Here is a 17,900-nt window from a genome sequence, read left to right as displayed (position 1 = left end):
ACTCAAGCGTAGCTCGCTCCAGCGGCCCTCGAAGGCGCGATCCGGATTGTCACTTTCGTGGCCGTCCGTACCGGTTTCCCGTGGGCAGAGAAGAAATTACTTGACCGCCCGCCCGAACCGCAAATCGACGACCGTGCACGTCACCGGCGGCGCGGTGGCACACGGGGACAGAAAACCGTGACAGAGTGGCCTCATGAACGCATCCGAGACGCTGGCGGTCGACGCCTTCCTCGGGCTGCTGGTTCCGCTCTGGCAGCTGGTGATCGGCGTACTTGTGCTGGTGACCGTCGTCGTCTCGGCGCGGAAGCTGCTCATGCGCGGCCCGACCCGGATGGGCGGCGCCCTCCTGCTGGTCGGCTCCGCGGTCGTCGGGCTGGCGGTCGTCAGCTACCTGATCCAGAGTCTGTGACGCCGGATACATCTCGGTCAGAGACGCCGATTCGCCAGGCTCGGTAGTTCCGCACGGATCGTCTCCAGCCGGCCCAGATCCAGGTCGGCGAGCACCACGCTCTCGGTGTCCGGGGCCTGCGCGAGCACCGTCCCCCACGGGTCGATGATCATGCTCCGCCCGAAGCACGTCCGCCCCGGCTCGTGATCGCCGATCTGACCGGCGGCCAGGACGAAGCACTGGTTCTCGATCGCCCGGGCGCGGAGCAGCACCTCCCAGTGGTCCCGCCCGGTGTGCAGCATGAACGCCGCGGGCACCACGAGGATCTTCGCGCCGGCGATCGCGAGCTGCCGGTACAACTCCGGAAAGCGCAGGTCGTAACAGATGCTCAGCCCGGTCGGCACCCCGTCGACCTCGGCGACGACGGTCCGCTCCCCCGGCGCGACGGTGCGCGACTCCTGGTACGAGACCCGGCCGGCGATCTCCACGTCGTACAGATGAATCTTGCGATAGCTCGCCGCAAGCGAACCGTCCGGCCGGAAGAGCAGCGTGGTGTTGAAGGTCCGATCCTCGTCGGGGCCGATCTCGTGGAACGAGCCGGCGTGCACCCAGAGCCCGAGCTCGCGCGCCGCCGTGGCGAAGAACGCGGCGAACTCGCCGTCGATCGCCTCCGGCTTGGGGGCGTCCGCCGCGCGACCGAGAAAGTCCACGTACTCCGGGAGCACCGCCAGCTCGGCGCCGCCTGCGGCGGCGCGCTCGAGCAACGACCTCGCGACGGCAAGATTATGGGCGCGGTCTTCCCGCGAGTTCAGCTGGCAAACGGCGACGCGCATAAATCCGAGCGTACGACGTGAGCCCCGTCTCCCGTCCACCCCCAGCCCCAGGCCACACCCCGCCCCGGCCACCCCACCGTTATCCACACCAGCAGGTTGTCCACAGGCCAAAACCACGATCCCGGCCAACCCGGGATAATGGGCATTGGGCAGGCCCCCGTGGCGGGTGGGGACTACCCAGTAGGCGGCTGACCAGGCGCTCCTCCGCCAGACCACGGGCCAGCCCCGGCTGATCGACCAAGCGACCGTCTGGCAGCACTTGCCAACCGAACTGTCGGCCGGCCCGCCGGCAGCGGCTGGCTAGCCCAGGGCCAACAGGCCGGGCAGCGCTGACCACACCGGGCGGGACCCCGCGGCAGCTGGCCGGCAGCGCCTGGCCAACCAGGGGCGGCGGGCGAGGGCTGGCCGACCGGGCGGCTGGTCACTGAAAGGACTGGCCGGCGGGGCTGGCCAACCCCGGCAACTCGGGTGCCGGCACTTGGCCAACCCAGGCTGGCCAACCCAGGCCGGCTGGCCGGCAGCAACTGCGCAACCAGAGGGTCGGCCGGGTGGTTACCAGCCGGCGGTGGCCGGCATCAGCAGGATCTCTGAGCCGACCGGCTGGTAGCCGGCGGCCAGGAGCACGCGGAGGCTTGCGGAGTTGCCCGGGGCGCACTGCGCCCAGATCGGCCGGTCCTCCGGGATCAGGTGGCGGGCCGCCGTCGCCAGCAGCCGGCCGTGGCCCCTTCCCTGCGCCGCCGGGTCCACCTCGAAGGCGACCTCCCAGCGCCCGGCGAGCCCCCGGCCGACGACCAGCAGGCCGTGCTCGGACTCCCACACGCGCACGTCGGCCCGGTATCGGTGGGCGCGCAACGCCCGCGGATGCCCGCTCGCGTCGAGCGGGGTCAGCGGGAGCGGCGGATCGCCCGGCAGCGGCCCCGCGAGCAGGGCGACGTCGAACGCCCCGGCACGCAGGCCGAAACGGTCCTCCAGGGCGGTCAGGAAGCGCGGGCCGGTGGGTGCGGCGAAGTCCTCACCGGCGAGCTTCCCGGCCCAGTCGGGCTCCACGTCGGCGGCGACCACGACGTGACCCGGGAACGACACCACCGCCGCCCGATCGGGCGACGGTGGAGGAACGACCTCGAGCCACGGGACCGGCACGTGCCGGTCCCCGCGTTCGATGCCGGCGAGGATGCCCGCCAGATCGCGGGTGTCGCTCAGGCCGACTTCTCCTCGCGCGCGTGCCGGCGCCGGCCGACGAACTCACGCGGGACGATCGTCGGGATCACGTTCTCCACGACCACCTCACGGGTGATCACGACGCGAGCCGCGTCCGGGTTGCTGGGCACCTCGAACATGACGTTCTGGAGGACTTCCTCCATGATCGCCCGGAGACCACGGGCGCCCGTGCCGCGCAGCATGGCCTGATCCGCGATGGCCGACAGCGCACCCTCGTCGAACTCCAGCTCGACACCGTCGAGCTCGAAGAGACGTTGGTACTGCTTGACGTAGGCGTTCCGCGGCTCGGTCAAGATCTTGATGAGCGCGTCCCGGTCGAGGTTGCGGACCGACGTGATCACCGGGAGACGGCCGATGAACTCGGGGATGAGCCCGAATTTCAGCATGTCCTCCGGCATCACCTTGCTGAAGATGTCGTCGGTGTTCCGCTCCGAGATCGACCGCAGCCGGGCGCCGAAGCCGACCCCGCTCTGGCCGACGCGCTGCTCGATGATCCGGTCCAGGCCGGCGAACGCGCCACCCACGATGAACAGCACGTTCGTCGTGTCGATCTGGATGAACTCCTGGTGCGGGTGCTTACGGCCGCCCTGGGGCGGAACGTTCGCGACCGTACCCTCGAGGATCTTCAGCAGGGCCTGCTGCACGCCCTCACCGGAGACGTCCCGGGTGATCGACGGGTTCTCACTCTTGCGAGCGATCTTGTCGACCTCGTCGATGTAGATGATGCCCTGCTCGGCGCGCTTGACGTCGTAGTCCGCCGCCTGGATGAGCTTGAGCAGGATGTTCTCGACATCCTCACCGACGTAGCCGGCCTCGGTCAGCGCCGTGGCGTCCGCGATGGCGAACGGCACGTTCAGCATCCGGGCCAGGGTCTGCGCCAGGTGCGTCTTGCCGCAGCCCGTGGGGCCGATGAGCATGATGTTGGACTTGGCCACCTCGACGTCGCTGCCCCCACCGGGAGCACCGCTCGACTCGGCCTGGATCCGCTTGTAGTGGTTGTAGACCGCGACGGCGAGCGCCTTCTTGGCGTGCTCCTGGCCCACTACATAGTTGTCCAGGAACTGGCAGATCTCCATCGGCTTGGGAAGCTCTTCCCACTTCACCTCGCCGGTCTCGGCCAACTCCTCCTCGATGATCTCATTACAGAGATCGATGCACTCGTCGCAGATGTAGACCCCAGGGCCCGCGATGAGCTTCTTGACCTGCTTCTGTGACTTCCCACAGAAGGAGCACTTGAGTAGGTCGCCACCGTCACCGATCCGTGCCACCTACGTTCTCCTTGCGCTCAACGACTGACCACTGGCCGGTCCGTGTCCGAGGACGGAATGCCTCGTTGCCATCTCATCGTCTGCCGACCCGCGTAACTGAGGCTGCTGGCTCGACGTTACCCGCAAAGGGGCTGTTCTCCGACCCCCCAAAACGGGCGTGTCAGGGACCGGCCAGTCTAGTCAGACCGGTCCGGCCCCTGACATCGAGTACCTCAGCTGTTCGAGCCGACTGCCTGCAGGCTCTTCTTCCGGCTGACCAGCACCGTGTCGACCAGGCCGTACTCCTTGGTCTCGGCGGCGGTCATGATCTTGTCGCGGTCGATGTCCTTGCGGACCTTCTCGACCGTCTGGCCGGAGTGGCGGGCCAGCATCTCCTCGAGCTGGGTCCGCATCCGCATGATCTCGCGCGCCTGGATCTCGATGTCCGACCCCTGGCCGTAACCACCCTCGGTGGCCGGCTGGTGGATGATGATCCGCGAGTGCGGGAGCGCCATCCGCTTGCCGGGCGTGCCGGCCGCCAGCAGCACCGCGGCCGCGCTGGCCGCCTGGCCGAGGCAGACCGTGCTGATGTCGGGGCGGACGTACTGCATGGTGTCGTAGATCGCCGTCATGGCGGTGAAGGAGCCACCGGGCGAGTTGATGTACATCGTGATGTCGCGGTCCGGGTCGGTGCTCTCCAGCGTCAGCAGCTGGGCCATCACGTCGTTGGCCGACGCGTCGTCCACCTGGACGCCGAGGAAGATGATCCGGTCCTCGAACATCTTGTTGTACGGGTTCGACTCCTTGATGCCCCACGAGGTGCGCTCGGAGAACGAGGGCAGCACGTAGCGGTTGTGCACCGGAGCGAACCCGGGAGGCATGGAAAGGTCGGTCATGGGTCAGCTCCTCAGTTCAGCGTGCCGGCGCCGTCCGGGACCTGGACGGCCCCGGTGATCACCTTGTCGATGAAGCCATAATCTTTCGCCTCGGCTGCCGTGAACCAACGGTCCCGGTCGAAGTCGTCGGCGATCTGCTCCGGGCTCTGACCGGTGTGGAACGCGATCCGATCCTGGAACATGCGCTTGGTGTAGAGCATCTGCTCCGCCTGGATGGCGATGTCGGCGGCGGTGCCGCCCATGCCACCCGACGGCTGGTGCATCATGATCCGGGCGTGCGGCAGGGCATAGCGCTTGCCCGCGGTCCCGGCGCAGAGCAGGAACTGCCCCATCGAGGCAGCCATCCCCATCCCGACGGTCGACACGTCGTTGTCGATGAACTGCATCGTGTCGTAGATGGCCATACCCGAGTAGACAGAGCCGCCGGGCGAGTTGATCCAGAGGTGGATGTCCTGCTCCGGGTCTTCGGCGGAGAGCAGCAGCAGTTGCGCGCAGATGCGGTTGGCGACCGCGTCGGTCACCTCGCTGCCGAGGAAGATGATCCGCTCACGCAGCAGGCGGTTGAAGACCGAGTCGTCGAGGTTGCCACTCAAGGAGTCGCCGCCGCGCCGCGACACCGGCCCGGTTGGGATGTGGAGATCGGTCATGGCAGCCCTTCACAGCTTGCTGTGTCGGCCGAGACTCCGGCCGGCAGTTGTCCGTCGTACGACCAACCTAACGGGTCGATTGCGCATCAGCTTCCCGCTCAGGCGGGTGTTCGCTGACAGCGCACCGGGCCTCCGCCGTACCCCCGAAATGACAGCGGCCACCGCGCACCGTGAGCGGTGCGCGGTGGCCGAGTGAAGCCTGCCCTGATCTGCCTTTGATCAGTGGTTGTGACCGGCGTGCTCGTCCTCGGAGGCGGCGCGGAGGTCGTCCAGGGAGAGCACGTTGCCCTCGCTGTCCTTCATCGTGACCTGCTCCATGACCGAGGCGAGGGCCTTGCCCCGGCGCACGTCGCCGAAGACGGCGGCCGCGGCACCCGAGCGGACCAGCTGGTCGTAGTACTGCTGGGGCTGCATCTGGGCGCGCTGCGCCCGGTGCACGATCTCGTGACCGAACTCGTCGTCGGTGACCTGGACGTCCTCGGCGTCGGCGACCGTGTCGAGCAGCAGCTGGATCCGGACGCCCTCCTGGGCGGCCTCGGTCAGCTCCTGGTCGATCTGCTCCTCGGTCTTCTCCTCGGAGGCCAGGTAGTCCTGCAGGGTCGCGCCGATCCGCTCCAGCTGGTCGGTCATCGCCTGCTTGCGGCCGTCGACCTCGTCCTTGACGACGCCCTCCGGCGCGGGGATCTCGGCGGCGTCGACGAGCTGCTTGAGCGCCTCGTCCCGAGCCGCGTAGATCTGCTCGACCTTCTTCGCCTTGGTGAGCCGCTCGCGCAGGTCGCCGCGCAGCTCCTCCAGGGTGTCGAACTCGCTCGCCAGCTGGGCGAACTCGTCGTCGATCTCGGGCAGCTGCTTGTCCTTGACGGTCCGGACGGCAACCTTCACCTCGGCGTCACGGCCGGCGAAGTCGCCGCCGACGAGCTGGGTGGTGAAGTTCGCCTCCTCGCCGGCGGAGAGGCCGACCAGCACCTCGTCCAGGCCGGGGAGCAGCTGCTTGCTGCCCACCTCGTGGGAGATGTTGGTGGCCGAGCCGCCCGGAACCTCTTCGCCGTCGACGGTGGCGTTCAGGTCGAGCTGGACGTAGTCGCCCTCCACCGCGGCGCGCTCGACGGTCTTCAGCGTCGCGAAGCGCTCACGCAGGCCGTTGATCTGCTCGTCGATTTCGCTGTCGCCGATCTCGACGGCCGGGACCTCCACGGTGATCGTGGACAGGTCCGGGATCGCGATCTCGGGACGGACGTCGACCTCGGCCGTGAACTTCAGCGGCGCGTTGTCGGCGAACTCGGTGATCTCCACCTCGGGCCGACCGAGCGTCTTGACGTCGTGCTCCTTGACCGCGGCGAGGATCTGCTCCGGGATCGCTTCCTGGACGGCCTCGTTGAGGACCGCACCACGACCGACCCGCTGGTCGATGACCGCCGCCGGGATCTTGCCCTTTCGGAAGCCCGGAACCTGAACCTGCGCGCCGATCTCCCGGTACGCCTTCTGCAGGCTCGGCTTGAGCTCGTCGAACGGCACCTCGATGGCGAGCTTCACCCGAGTCGGGCTCAGAGTCTCGACGGTGCTCTTCACAGGCGTACTCCTTGTTGCTGCCGATAGTTGGTGATCAGTCGGGGTGGCGGGATTTGAACCCACGGCCCCTCGCTCCCAAAGCGAGTGCGCTACCAAGCTGCGCCACACCCCGTGGCGTCGGCCAGTGTATGCGGTCTGCTTGCTCGCGTGTGCGCTGGAGTCACCTGCTGGGGAATCCGGTTCGCGCGGACGGCAGATGATTCAGTAAGCTATGCACGAGACCCGGGATGTTCCGGGTCCTCGCGGGCGTAGCTCAATGGTAGAGCCTCAGTCTTCCAAACTGATTACGCGAGTTCGATTCTCGTCGCCCGCTCAACTACAACGGCCCTGGTCAGAGGGGATTTCCCCCGACCAGGGCCGTTTGCTGTCACCTACCGGGTGATCTTGCGTGCCATTGGCGTGCCATTAGGCCTTGCGGCGCCCACGCTTGCCCTTGCCCTTGGGTTTCGAGCTCTTGGCGATCCGCTTGTCCATGCTGTCGGCGATCTCCCGGTCGCGGTCACTCGTCGCGTGCTGGTAGATCAGCGCGGCTCGCATGCTCGCGTGTCCCATGCGGTGCATCAGCTCCCGGGTGCTGGCGCCACTTGCCGCCGCGATGTTGTTTCCGGTATGCCGGAGGTCGTGGAAGTGGAAGCCCGCCGGCATCCCCGCGTCCACCAGCGCCTTCGACCACTTCACCGCCCGTCGGAAGTTGCCGGTTCGCAGCGGCTTGTCCTTGTCGCCGGTGAACACCAAAGACTCCGGATCAGCGCCGGCGTAGTCCACCAAGTGCCTGGTCAGCGCCGCCTGGGCCATTGCCGGAAGAGCGACGACCCGGATTCCTGCCGCGGACTTCGGCGCTCCGAACTCCAGGCCGCTTTTCAGCGCGGCCAATTTCCTGGGTACGCGGACAGTCCCGGCCCGTTCGTCGACATCGCACCGGCGCAGCGCCGCGAGTTCGCCCCAGCGCAGTCCGGAGAAGGCCGCGACGGTGATCAGCGCCACGTATCGGTCCGGCATCTGCTCGGCGAGCGCGAGGACCTGGACGACGGTGGCGACCGGTCGCTCCGGGGTGTGGTAGCGGTCGTACCCGGGGATTCTGCAGGGGTTTTGCTTGAGAATCTCGTCCTCGCGGATCGCGGTGTTGAGGATCGCCCGAAGCAGCGAGTAGGCCTTGACCGCCTGCGGCTCGCTCGTGCCGCCTTTGAGGATCTTCCCGCGCCACGAGCGAATCGTCTGCGGCTTGATCGCGCCGAGCGCCAGGTGCCCGAGGGTCGGTTCGATGTGCAGCCGGAACAGGTCCTCGTAGTTCTCCCGGGTGCGCGGCTGGAGTTTGCGGTGCGCGATCCAGTCCCGGCCGTACTCCACCAGGTGCACGTCGCCGGCCTCCGGCGCCTGCCACTCGCCGCGGATGATCTCGGACTCGACCAGCGTGAGCCACTTCCCGGCCAGACGCTCGGTGTCGAAGGTGTTCGGGGCCTTCCGCTCGATGCCGTCCGGGCCGAGGTAGCGCGCCTGGAACCGGCCCGAGGGCAGTTTGCGGACGTTGCCGAAACGGCGGTGGCCCTTTTTGTTGGCCATCAGTGGGCTCCTCGTACGTAGGCACGGATCGCCGCCCGATCGGTCGGGGCGACGCGGTGGGAGTCGATGTAGTGGACGATCGCGGCCGGCTCGAAGCGGACCAGGCGGCCGACCTTGACGTACTCGATGCGGCGCTCGGAGACGAGGCGGCGCACAAATCTCGTAGTGGCACGAAGGCGAGCGGCGACCTCATCCGCGGTCAACAGCTCGTCAGCCATCCGGTTCCTCCTTGTGGGTCGGGGTCATTGCTCTCACCTGCGATCGCCACCGGATCCGGGCCGATACGGCGCGCAGGATGCGGTGTTCCAGGGGCAGGACATCCGGGTCCTCCGGCCGGGCCAGCTCGAAGCGGAACCGGTCCTTCTGCGGTTGGTCCTCCTGCTCGGGCTCGCCGAGGGCCGCGCGGATCCAGGCGCGGTTGTCCGCCCGGTGATCGGCGAGGGTCTTGCCGGACCACTGCCGAGACACCAGAACGCGGCGGCCGGTGAAGCCGAGGGTCGACCGCTGGTGGACCTTGCCGGTGCAGCGGCCCGGGGACAGGCCGGCCTTGGCGCGGTCGGGCTGGACGCCGTAGAGCAGCCAGTTCGCGCAGGTCGGCGAGCAGGGCAGGACCGACAGCTCCGCGTGCAGCCGGTCGGCGTGCGCGGTCTGAGCGCCCGCGTTGGACGGGACGTGCTCGGTCAGGTCCTTGGTGACGTACTTCGTCACGTACCGGATCGAGCGTTCGGCGTCCTTGGTGCCCTGGGCGATGCCGCGGGCGTCGACGCGGCCGAGGCGCGCGACGTACGCCGGGCGGGCGTCCGGGTCCTCCAGAGCGTCCAGCGCCTCGCCCCAGGTCGGGAGCGGCTTCCCGGTGGCCGGGTCGACGTAGCCGGCGCGGTCGGCGTTCCAGACCGGCGGGCGGTCGATCGTGTGGACGAGTTCGTCGAACGAGGGCCACCACACCTGGTGGTAGGTGGCCGCCGCGACCTGGTTGACCACCTTCCGGGGCAGCGTGCCGCGGACCGCGAAGTGGGCGTGCGGGGCAAGGCGCCGTTGGAGCTCCACGGCGCCCGCGTACTGGACGTTCCAGCCCGCTGCCCGGCGCAGGTTCTGCCACCAGCGGTCGAGCACCCGGGCGAAGTGGATCGCGTCGAGCGCGGCCCGGCGGTAGTCGTAGGTCGTCGGGTCGACCGGCGTGCCCAGCTTCGGGTCGTGCGGGTGGTGACGCTCCCCGCAGGCACACGGGAGCACATAGGCACCGCGACGCGAGTGCGAGTGCACCGGGCCGTGCGAGTCCAGCGTCAGCGTGATCAGCATCGACGGGCGGTAGGTCTGACCGGCCCGGCCCTGGAAGGCACGGCCGACCGTGCGCGGGTCGACCGGAAGCCGGGGCAGATCCGGGGAATCGTGCCGGCGGCGAGTGGAACGGGCACGGCGAGGACGGTCGTCGCGCTCCTTCGGGGTGAGCCGGCCCCGGAGATCCGTCTCGGCCAGAACCTCGTCGGCGTCCTCGATCTGGCGATCCAGGTCGGCCAGCCGCTCCGCCCGCACGTCCGCGGTCATCGGCTCGTAGTGCAGCGCGGCCCGGTCGAACTCGAGATGGGCGCGGATCTTCACCAGGTCGAGATCCTCATCTCCCGGCTGGTCCGGGCGGACCGCCGGCTCGTCGTCCAGGTGCCAGCCTTCCCGGATCTGCTGGATCCGGAGCTTCCGGTTCCGCTCGGCGCAGGGCTTGCACTTGGCGGCCAGCCGGGCGCCGCACGGCACCTCGACCAGTTCGGTCAGACCGGTCGCGGTGTCCGTGCGGCGGAGGACCAGCGGGCGGACGCAGACGCCGTGCTGCTCGGCGAGCAGCTTCAGCGCGTCCTTGGCGAGTGGCTGGCGCATCCGGGCAGCGCGTGAGCCGGGTCGGGGTTCCACGAGGGTCGTCACAGGGCAGCCTCACGAGGGCGAGCGGGGAAGGCCGAGGCCGGCACGGGCACCAGGCCGAGCCGAGGAGGGTTGGGTGCCGGGATCTCTTCCGGCACCGACACCGAGATCGGTGCCGGCTCCTCCTGCTCCGCCGGCGCCGCCGCCGGGGCTTGTGCCAGCACGAGCTTGGACAGGCCCAGGAAGGCCAGAGCCGGGACAGCGGAGAGCAGCCATCCGGACGGTCCGGGTTTGGCGACTGCGAGCTGAGCGGACAATGAGAGGCCCGCCGCGCAGACGAGCAGGAACAGTGGGTAGCCGACCGAGCCGCCGGCCCGGCGACGCTGCCGGATCGTCAGCAGCGCCGCCATCGGGATCAGCTCGGAGATGACCGCGTTCGCCCAGCCGAACCACTCCCCCGTACCCGCCGGGGAATTCGCCATCGTCCAGTCCTTGACGTGGGTGAACGAGGCGGCGCCGGCGAACCCGGCAACGATCAGCAGGATCGCGACCAGGAGCAGGCCCTCGATCCGTTCGGCGCGAGACTTCACCGCTCACCGCCCGGCGCGTAGATGGCGGCCAGGTCGGCCAGGTCGTCATCGTCCAGGTAGGAGAAGCGGACCCGGACCGGTTCGCGCACGCCCTCCAGGACCACGAACCCGATACCGGGCGAGGTCTCCGGGATCAGGTCGCAGGTTGCCCCGCGGTCCCGTGCACCGTCGCCGAGCACCAGGTCGGACTGTTCGGGTTCGGTCATCCGCAGCGCGATCCGGGTCGGGAACAGGTCCCGGAACGGCAGCACCTCTTTGCGCGGATCCTGAAGCGCGGCGATCACGTGGACGCCGACCGCCCGGCCCTGGGACAGCAGCAGGCTCAGCGATTCCCGGATCCGGTCGCGGATCTTGCGATCGGTCAGGTAGGCGGTCAGCGCGGCCAGCTCGTCGACCAGGACGAGGATCAGCGGCTCGTCGGCGGTCGGCGTGTGCTGGCGGGTGATCCCGCGCAGTCGGGCCGCACGCTGCCGCATCCGCTTGACGGCCTCCTCCAGGACGCCGGCCATTGCTTCCGGGTCGTCGTAGACGAATCGGGCGAACAGCGGTGCGCCCGCTGCCAGTTCCATGCCGCCCTTCGGGTCGAACGCCCACACCTCGACCAGCCCGGACGAGATGCCGGCGGCCAGCGAGCGGAGCAGGGACCAGATGACCGAGCCCTTGCCCGAGTTCGTCGCACCGGCGATCAGCACGTGCGAACCGGCCAGGCGCAGCCGGTAGGGCGTGCCGGCTTCCTGCTTCCCGACTTCCAGGCCGGACAGGTCGAGTGTTGCCGGCACCGGCAGCGGATCGACGACGGCGGCCAGCGGGTCGCGGCGAGCGAAGTACAGCACCACCCGATCCGGGCGGTCCGTGGTGAAGGCCCGTGCTTCGCGGAGGCGGAACGAGTACGCCAGGCGCGGCGCCGCTTTCGACCAGTCGTCCGGGTGCTGGCCCGGCAGCAGGCGAACCGTCACCCGGTCGCCCCACTGATCCGACCGCACGCCGAGCAGGCGCGGCACCCACCGCTGGCCGCCGTGCATCGAGGCCAGCCCGCACGCGGTCATAGCCGGAGTCCAGCCCCGCCGGTAGATCCACAGCCGGCGGCAGCGGCCGACCAGCGGGTACCAGCCGAAGCGCATCCAGGAGGCCGGGTAGAAGCGCCACCAGGCAGCGATCGCCGCAGCGAGACCGCTCACGACACTCAGCAGTGCCAGCCATCCGTGCGCCTGGATCAGCCATCCGGAGACGGCCAGCGGCCCGGTGATCCACCAGTACCGGCCGGTCAGCACGACCGAGCGGAACGTCCCGCGGCCGAGCCAGACGAAGACGAGCAGCCAGCCGGGGATGCGCCAGACCGGAAGCCGGGTGTTGAGCGGAGCGGTGGGGATCTTCTCCCCGGGGATCACGTTGACCAGGGGCACAGCTATCGCCCCCGGCCGACGCGAGGCGGGCGGGCCAGCGTCCGTACGCAGGTCTTGCAGGCCATGTGCCGCACGTCGTACCGCCGAGGACTGACCCACAGGTCGCAGCCGGGGCAGAGGACGGCCAGCACGATTGCCAGGTGGCCCCGGCCGGTCATCCGGCGCAGGATCGAGATCGATCGGGTCATCACCCGCGACTGCGGGCGGTCGAGGGGCCGAGCGCTCATGCCGCACCCCCGCGAATCCACGTCGCGGTCTCCCGAGCGGTGATCGCCAGCTCGGCGGCCTCAGGGGTCGTCGCGGCGATACTTTCCAGCAGCTCGGCCTTCCGGTCGAACCAGTCGGCTCGCTCGGTGGCAGTGGCGGACAGAGCCGGCCGGTCGCGCAGCAGCGCGGACAGGTCGAGGAAGAAGGTACGGAGATCGGTCGGCGCAGCCTGCTTTACGGTGGGCACCAGGCCCTCCTTCGTAGGTCGAGGGGTTGCGGGTCAGCGCGCGGGCGGGCCGGGACTCTTGGCGGGGAAACGGCCCGCCCGCGCACTCAGAGAGAGCCGTCAGGCAGCAGCGCCGACAGCGACCGGGCGAATGGCCGTGGCACGCAGCGAGTACGCCATGCGTGACTTGCAGGGACCGGCGCCCTTGCAGCGCTGGGAGTCGACGTACGGCGTGAGCGTCAGCCCGTCGAACTCGATCGACGGCGGGTAGCCCGGCACGGCAGAGGCCGGCGGCACCGGCTGGTGCGGCGCGCAGATCTTGACCTTGACCTCAGACGTGCGGCCGAACTTGCCCGCGGCCGGGTCGAGGTCCAGGACCCGGACCACCCAGACCCGCTCGCCGGTCTCTTTGTCGCGGACCTGGTTGTCCTGGTCCTGCCGCCGGTCGAAGTCGACCGCGGCCTCCACCCCGAGACAGAGCGCACCGGCCGGGAACACGTAGTCGAACGGGACAGGCACCTTCAACGTCAGCGGAACCATCCGGACCGGACCTCCTGATCGCACGAACGTCAATGTGACATCCGCTTATGCTTACAAGTTAGTTCAGCATGTAAGCACAAGCAACCACCTATGTCCGATCTTCAAATGGCGCAACGACCAATTAGGGCGTGTTTCATAAGCAGGTCAGAGCCACTCGCAGATGATGGTGATGGTCAGAACTGCCTGGTAGCGGACGGCAAGTTTGTCGTAGCGGGTCGCGACGCCGCGGTGGCGTTTGAGGCGGTTGATGCCGCATTCGACGGCGTGGCGTTGCCGGTAGACGAGCCGGTCGAAAGCGGGTGGCCGGCCGCCTTTGCGGCCTTTGGCTTTGCGGTGGGCGTCCTGGTCACTCTTGCTGGGAATGCACGCCCGGATTCCGCGTTTACGCAGGTAGGAACGGTTTTCTTTCGAGGTGTAGGCCTTGTCGGCGAGGACCGTGTCGGGGCGGGTCCGGGGCCGGCCACCGCCGGGCCGGCCGACCCGGATCCTGGACAGGACCGGGATGAACTGCGGACTGTCCCCGCACTGCCCGGCGGTCACGATGAACGCCATGACCTTCTGCCCCTGCTCACAGGCCAGATGCGTCTTGGTGGTCAACCCGCCCCGCGACCGCCCCAGGCCGTGATCATCAGGTTCGGTGTGCACGCCGCCGGGCGGTTCCTTCTGCAACTGCCCGTCGCGGCGAGCACCGGCCGCGTGCTGATGGGCGCGGCTGGTCATCGAGTCGATGCTGATGTCCCAGCGGATCCGGCCGGCCGCATCGGCATGGGCCTGCAGAGCGGCCAGGATGCTGTCCCAGGTGCCGTCGCGTTGCCAGCGGCGAAACAGTCCATAGACGGTAGGCCAGGGCGGATAGACGGCGGCGACGTCCCGCCACGGAACCCCGTTCCGGATCCGCCAGCGGATCCCGTTGATGAGCTGCCGTTTCGTCCACTTCGGCGGCCGCCCGTTCCCCGACACAGCAGGCAGCAACGGAGCAAGCCGCTGCCACTGAGCGTCGGTGAGGTCATGCCGCGTCGTCACCGCTAAGGTGGCCACGAGGTCTCCGGTATGAAGTTCTAGCTTGGTCGCTGAACCACTTACCGGAGACCTCTTCAGTTATCGATGACCGCCACGCCGTGACCCTCACCGGCAAAACCCAACTTCTAAAACACGCCCTAGGACGCCCAGGGGACGTCCGGCGGTCTGCCGCAGGTCTCAGCCCGGAATGCAGTAGCGAACGCGCACTCGCCGGCGGACCCTGGTCCCCGTGACGACCCCGAGCTTGCAGCCCCCGTACGACCTGGCCCTTAGCCACGCTTGGCTCTGGGCAAAGGCCTGCGAGCTTCCAGCAGCTCGCCTACTCGGTGACGGCACAGGACTGCCGGATGCACTTCTCCTCTTGGTCGCGCTACGGAACGTCCGGCGGGCCGCCCAACTGGCCGCCAGATCGCTCACGAAGCCGGAGGCTCAGCGGTGTATCACCGATGCGCTGGCCAAGTTCGATGCGGCTTTGCCAGGAGTCAAGGAAGCGCGCGACGTCATCGAGCACCTGGACCAGTACGCAGTCGGCACCGGGAACGAGCAGAAGGCGCTGCTGGCTGCGACACCCAGCCTCACCCGAGCCGAGCTTGCTGCTCGATACTCGCTTCGGCTTGAGGGCACCTATTCCGAGCCGATCGTGCGAGTCGGCCCATACGCGATTGAGGCGGTCAAGGTGCCTGGCACAGCGGGCCGCCTATTCGAAGCCATCCGGGCCGCCGCAGACGCCGAGGAGGGACGCCAAACCAGGTAGTAAACCAGCATTCACGACAGCGGGTAGGAGTCCTCGATCTCATGCCGACTCCCCGGCATGACGATCAGCGAAGCCATGATCGCTTCGCCCGTGGACTGGTGGACCGTTACAACGACGCTCAGCACTGCTTCGTCGGCCGGCACGTCCAGCGCAACGGCCTCAGCCTCGTCGACCCGTCGGGCGGTTAGCAGCTCGGTGGCGTAGTCGGCACGAAGCCTCTTCCGGCTTGTGATGTGTTCCAGAATGCTGCCGGAGATCGGGTCTGGCCTAATCACGTCGGTCCCGACGGCAATGTCCACCGGGACAAAGGTGGAGATCAGGTCGATCGGCCCGGACGACGAAATCGTGCGCCGACGCCGCTCATAGACGGGAGTCCCCTCCGGGATCCCGAGCGCGGCCGAGACCCACGGCACAGCCAGGACCGGCCCGACATGCAGGATCTCCGTCTCGGCCGTTTCGTCCAGGTCGATCGCGTCACCCGCGTACTGCGGCGAGTTGCGCTCGGATGGCGGCCGACCGCGTACGAAACTGCCCTTGCCCTGCTGAGATTCGATCCAGCCGTCCTGCTTGAGGATCCCGAGCGCTTTCAGCACCGTCGGCCGGGACACGTCGAACTCGGTGCACAACTGGCTCTCGGACGGCAGGCCGGCGCCGGGAGCGTAGGTCCCGTCCTCGATGCGGCCACGGAGCGCGTTCAGCACGCGCAGGTACTTCGGCGTCGGAATCTCGTACGCCATCGGGATCCACCCATCGGGCTCAGCTTGAGATCACAGCATGTCAATACAGGACCATAAGGCCTGTAAGGACGACTGAACAAGATGGGTCAAGCTGTCGGGTCCTCGACCGCGGTGGACGCCTGAAGCCAGCCGTTCCACGTCTTCGGGGTGCTGACCTGTTCCGGACGCGAGGCACCGGGCCACCGACGAGGAAGGCGGCCGTACCGACCGAAGACCCGCAGCGCCACCCGGCGGAGCGAGCACGGATCCTCCTCGCCGCAGGCCCCGCAGCGGCCGTCCGCGCTCGGAGCGACGTGCCGGTCGAGCTGCATTTGGGCGAAATCCAGTTGCTCACGGACCACGGCAGACAGGAAGACGCTCACTTGCTGCTCCCCACGTTCGGCCGACCAGGTTGAGGGCGGTAGAGGCGCAGGCCCGCTCTACGCACGAAGATCTCCCGGCGCTCGATCGCGTCACCCGCGCTGTTCAGCGAGTAGCCCTGGATCCAGGCCCAGCCGTCATAGGTCGATCGGTTGCTGACCGAGATCACACGAAACAGCAGCCGGCACTCGCCACCGAACTGCACCGACGCGTTGCGATCGACGATCAGAACGTCACCAGGACGTGGAATCACGGAGTCCTCCACCACACCGGGTCGAAGGGCACCGAGACGGGCGGGCGAGCGAAAGGGCCAGCACCCGTCCCGGTGCCGGCTTATGAGGCCGTCGCCACCAACTGGCCACGCCCACCGCAGTCCATGCAGGAGCGGCGAGCCGTCAGCCGCGCGTCCCGGCACGACTGAGCCACCATCCGCAGAGCGGTCCGGTGGGTCGTGTACTTCCAGCCCACACCGGCGCACGAGCGGCAAGCGGGGACCGAGGCGGAAGCGGTAGAAACGGTCATGGACACAGGCTGTGGCCAAAACCGCCCAGGAACCCGGAAAATCATTCCGGGGTCGCCGATCTCCACACGGGGAGGGTCAGCGGATGCACGGCATGACCATGAACTTGACGATCGGCGAGCGAGTCGCCTGGTACCGCCGCCGGCGCGGCCTGTCTCAGGAGGTACTCGCTGGCCTGATCGGTCGTACCGCGGACTGGCTCGGCAAGATCGAGAACAACCGCATCGAACTTGATCGCCTCTCGGTGATCAAGTCGCTCGCTGACGTCTTGGACGTCTCACTCGGCGATCTGCTCGCCGAGCCGTCCCTCGTCGAGTGGACGACGGACAGCGGCATGGAAACGGTGCCGGCTCTCCGGACCGCCCTCATGGAGTACCGGGCGATCACGGCACTTGGCGCCCGCGGCGAGGGCTCGGTTCCGCCGAACCTCGACGAACTTCGGAAGGAGACCGGGAAGCTCTGGGACGCCTACCAGGCATCCCGGTTCGGATTCGTCACCGGCCGGCTTCCCGGACTGCTCCATCAGGCGCAGGCCGCCGCCGACGAGTTGGACGGCCGCAACCAGGAGGAAGCGCGGAGCCTGCTGGGCCTCACCTACCAGTTGGCCGCGACGCAGCTCACCAAGCTTGGCGAGACGGACCTCGCGTGGATCGCGGCCGACCGCGGTCTCTCCGTGGTCCGGCCGGCTGGAGACCCTACGATCACTGGGTCACTGTTCCGCTCCGTCAGCCACGCACTCCTGTCCACCGGCCGGTACCAGGACGCCGTGCGCCTAACGACCGACGCCGCCGACTACCTGGACCAGTACCTCACCGAAGCCGGGCCGGAGCTGCTGTCCGTCTACGGGACGTTGCTGCTGGGCGGATCGGTCGCCGCCGCCAGGGCGAACGACGCAGGCACAGCACGGACGTTCCTGACTGCCGCCGACGAGGCCGCCGGCCGATTGGGCCGGGACGCCAACCACCTGTGGACGGCCTTCGGCCCGACCAACGTCGCGATTCACCGGGTTGCCGCAGCCGGCGAACTCGGAAACGTGCAGGTAGCGATCGACCTTGGACCACGGGTCAACACCGCCGGCCTTCCGATGGAGCGCCGAGTCCGCCACGCCCTGGAGGTCTCCCGGGCTTATGGCGCCTGGAACCGCCAAGACGAAGCGCTGTCCATCCTCCTCGACGCCGAGCAGATGGCCCCAGAACAGGTCCGGCACCACTACCTCGGTCGCCAGCTTGTTCTCATCTGGATCCGCCAGCAGCGCGGCAAGCCGTCCTCGGAGCTTGTCAGCCTGGCACGCCGTCTCCACGTGCTCGACTGATCCACTCGCCCTATTCTGCTCG

The 17,900-nt window shown here is 68.6% G+C and carries 21 protein-coding genes and 2 tRNA genes; 4 read left to right on the top strand and 19 right to left on the bottom strand.

All coding sequences use genetic code 11. The features are described 5' to 3' along the window. Positions 1-193 precede the first annotated feature (193 nt). A complete protein-coding gene (locus tag L3i22_RS06340; protein WP_221326053.1) occupies positions 194-409 on the top strand; it encodes a hypothetical protein in 216 nt (71 codons plus the stop codon). A gap of 17 nt (positions 410-426) precedes the next feature. Here L3i22_RS06340 and L3i22_RS06335 read toward each other — a convergent pair whose 3' ends face one another. The 7 genes from L3i22_RS06335 to L3i22_RS06305 all read right to left on the bottom strand — a co-directional run bounded on the left by L3i22_RS06335 (position 427) and on the right by L3i22_RS06305 (position 6,910). Further along, positions 427-1,221, bottom strand: a complete 795-nt coding sequence (locus tag L3i22_RS06335) for a carbon-nitrogen hydrolase family protein (RefSeq protein ID WP_221326052.1) — start codon at positions 1,219-1,221, stop codon at positions 427-429. 552 nt (positions 1,222-1,773) lie between these two features. Further along, a complete protein-coding gene (locus L3i22_RS06330) occupies positions 1,774-2,361 on the bottom strand; it encodes a GNAT family N-acetyltransferase (RefSeq protein WP_221326051.1) in 588 nt (195 codons plus the stop codon). Positions 2,362-2,417: 56 nt separating this feature from the next. Next, positions 2,418-3,707 (bottom strand): ATP-dependent Clp protease ATP-binding subunit ClpX, encoded by a 1,290-nt coding sequence (gene clpX, locus L3i22_RS06325; RefSeq protein WP_221326050.1) that lies wholly within the window; start codon positions 3,705-3,707, stop codon positions 2,418-2,420. A 212-nt stretch (positions 3,708-3,919) separates the two neighbouring features. After that, positions 3,920-4,582, bottom strand: coding sequence for an ATP-dependent Clp protease proteolytic subunit (locus L3i22_RS06320; RefSeq protein WP_221326049.1), 663 nt, complete (start codon positions 4,580-4,582; stop codon positions 3,920-3,922). A gap of 11 nt (positions 4,583-4,593) precedes the next feature. Beyond that, a complete protein-coding gene (locus tag L3i22_RS06315) occupies positions 4,594-5,229 on the bottom strand; it encodes a ClpP family protease (RefSeq protein WP_221326048.1) in 636 nt (211 codons plus the stop codon). A gap of 219 nt (positions 5,230-5,448) precedes the next feature. Beyond that, positions 5,449-6,798 (bottom strand): trigger factor, encoded by a 1,350-nt coding sequence (gene tig / locus L3i22_RS06310; RefSeq protein ID WP_221326047.1) that lies wholly within the window; start codon positions 6,796-6,798, stop codon positions 5,449-5,451. Between the two features lie 38 nt (positions 6,799-6,836). Next, positions 6,837-6,910: transfer RNA gene (locus L3i22_RS06305), tRNA-Pro, on the bottom strand. A 130-nt stretch (positions 6,911-7,040) separates the two neighbouring features. Between L3i22_RS06305 and L3i22_RS06300 the strand changes: the two genes are divergently transcribed. Continuing rightward, positions 7,041-7,111 (top strand) — tRNA-Gly (locus L3i22_RS06300). Between the two features lie 92 nt (positions 7,112-7,203). Here L3i22_RS06300 and L3i22_RS06295 read toward each other — a convergent pair. The 9 genes from L3i22_RS06295 to L3i22_RS06255 all read right to left on the bottom strand — a co-directional run bounded on the left by L3i22_RS06295 (position 7,204) and on the right by L3i22_RS06255 (position 14,213). After that, positions 7,204-8,358 carry a site-specific integrase gene (locus tag L3i22_RS06295; RefSeq protein ID WP_221326046.1) on the bottom strand — a complete coding sequence of 385 codons (1,155 nt, stop codon included), beginning with the start codon at positions 8,356-8,358 and terminating at the stop codon, positions 7,204-7,206. Next, entirely contained in the window at positions 8,358-8,576 is a 219-nt protein-coding gene (locus L3i22_RS06290; RefSeq protein WP_221326045.1) for a helix-turn-helix domain-containing protein, read from the bottom strand. Before L3i22_RS06290 ends, L3i22_RS06295 begins: the two co-directional genes overlap by 1 nt. Further along, the gene (locus L3i22_RS06285) at positions 8,569-10,227 is read right to left on the bottom strand and encodes a replication initiator (RefSeq protein WP_221326044.1); all 1,659 of its coding nucleotides are present in this window, start codon (positions 10,225-10,227) and stop codon (positions 8,569-8,571) included. Before L3i22_RS06285 ends, L3i22_RS06290 begins: the two co-directional genes overlap by 8 nt. 41 nt (positions 10,228-10,268) lie before the next feature. Continuing rightward, positions 10,269-10,799, bottom strand: a complete 531-nt coding sequence (locus L3i22_RS06280) for a DUF2637 domain-containing protein (protein ID WP_221326043.1) — start codon at positions 10,797-10,799, stop codon at positions 10,269-10,271. Continuing rightward, positions 10,796-12,202, bottom strand: a complete 1,407-nt coding sequence (locus tag L3i22_RS06275) for an FtsK/SpoIIIE domain-containing protein (RefSeq protein ID WP_221326042.1) — start codon at positions 12,200-12,202, stop codon at positions 10,796-10,798. The genes L3i22_RS06280 and L3i22_RS06275 overlap by 4 nt, the downstream gene beginning before the upstream one ends. Positions 12,203-12,204: 2 nt before the next feature. Beyond that, positions 12,205-12,429 (bottom strand): hypothetical protein, encoded by a 225-nt coding sequence (locus tag L3i22_RS06270; protein WP_221326041.1) that lies wholly within the window; start codon positions 12,427-12,429, stop codon positions 12,205-12,207. Then, positions 12,426-12,656 carry a hypothetical protein gene (locus L3i22_RS06265; RefSeq protein ID WP_221326040.1) on the bottom strand — a complete coding sequence of 77 codons (231 nt, stop codon included), beginning with the start codon at positions 12,654-12,656 and terminating at the stop codon, positions 12,426-12,428. The genes L3i22_RS06270 and L3i22_RS06265 overlap by 4 nt, the downstream gene beginning before the upstream one ends. Before the next feature lie 99 nt (positions 12,657-12,755). Next, entirely contained in the window at positions 12,756-13,175 is a 420-nt protein-coding gene (locus L3i22_RS06260) for a hypothetical protein (protein WP_221329811.1), read from the bottom strand. 144 nt (positions 13,176-13,319) lie between these two features. After that, on the bottom strand, positions 13,320-14,213 hold the full coding sequence (locus tag L3i22_RS06255; protein ID WP_221326039.1) for an IS5 family transposase: 894 nt from the start codon (positions 14,211-14,213) through the stop codon (positions 13,320-13,322). A 211-nt stretch (positions 14,214-14,424) separates the two neighbouring features. On the opposite strand from L3i22_RS06255, the gene L3i22_RS06250 reads away from it, so the two are divergent. Next, on the top strand, positions 14,425-14,949 hold the full coding sequence (locus L3i22_RS06250; protein ID WP_221326038.1) for a hypothetical protein: 525 nt from the start codon (positions 14,425-14,427) through the stop codon (positions 14,947-14,949). Positions 14,950-14,960: 11 nt separating this feature from the next. On the opposite strand, the gene L3i22_RS06245 is transcribed toward L3i22_RS06250, so the two are convergent. The 3 genes from L3i22_RS06245 to L3i22_RS06235 all read right to left on the bottom strand — a co-directional run bounded on the left by L3i22_RS06245 (position 14,961) and on the right by L3i22_RS06235 (position 16,299). After that, positions 14,961-15,686 carry a GntR family transcriptional regulator gene (locus tag L3i22_RS06245; protein ID WP_221326037.1) on the bottom strand — a complete coding sequence of 242 codons (726 nt, stop codon included), beginning with the start codon at positions 15,684-15,686 and terminating at the stop codon, positions 14,961-14,963. An 86-nt stretch (positions 15,687-15,772) separates the two neighbouring features. Continuing rightward, positions 15,773-16,048 carry a hypothetical protein gene (locus L3i22_RS06240; RefSeq protein WP_221326036.1) on the bottom strand — a complete coding sequence of 92 codons (276 nt, stop codon included), beginning with the start codon at positions 16,046-16,048 and terminating at the stop codon, positions 15,773-15,775. Beyond that, complete coding sequence (locus tag L3i22_RS06235; RefSeq protein WP_221326035.1) at positions 16,045-16,299, bottom strand: hypothetical protein; 255 nt, start codon at positions 16,297-16,299, stop codon at positions 16,045-16,047. The genes L3i22_RS06240 and L3i22_RS06235 overlap by 4 nt, the downstream gene beginning before the upstream one ends. Positions 16,300-16,651: 352 nt before the next feature. Here L3i22_RS06235 and L3i22_RS06230 point away from each other — a divergent pair, with 352 nt between their 5' ends. Further along, complete coding sequence (locus L3i22_RS06230; protein ID WP_221326034.1) at positions 16,652-17,878, top strand: helix-turn-helix domain-containing protein; 1,227 nt, start codon at positions 16,652-16,654, stop codon at positions 17,876-17,878. Positions 17,879-17,900 lie beyond the last annotated feature (22 nt).

Origin of the sequence: Actinoplanes sp. L3-i22 (assembly GCF_019704555.1) — a bacterium.
Taxonomy (GTDB): domain Bacteria; phylum Actinomycetota; class Actinomycetes; order Mycobacteriales; family Micromonosporaceae; genus Actinoplanes.
This window is presented reverse-complemented; position numbering and strand designations above follow the sequence as displayed.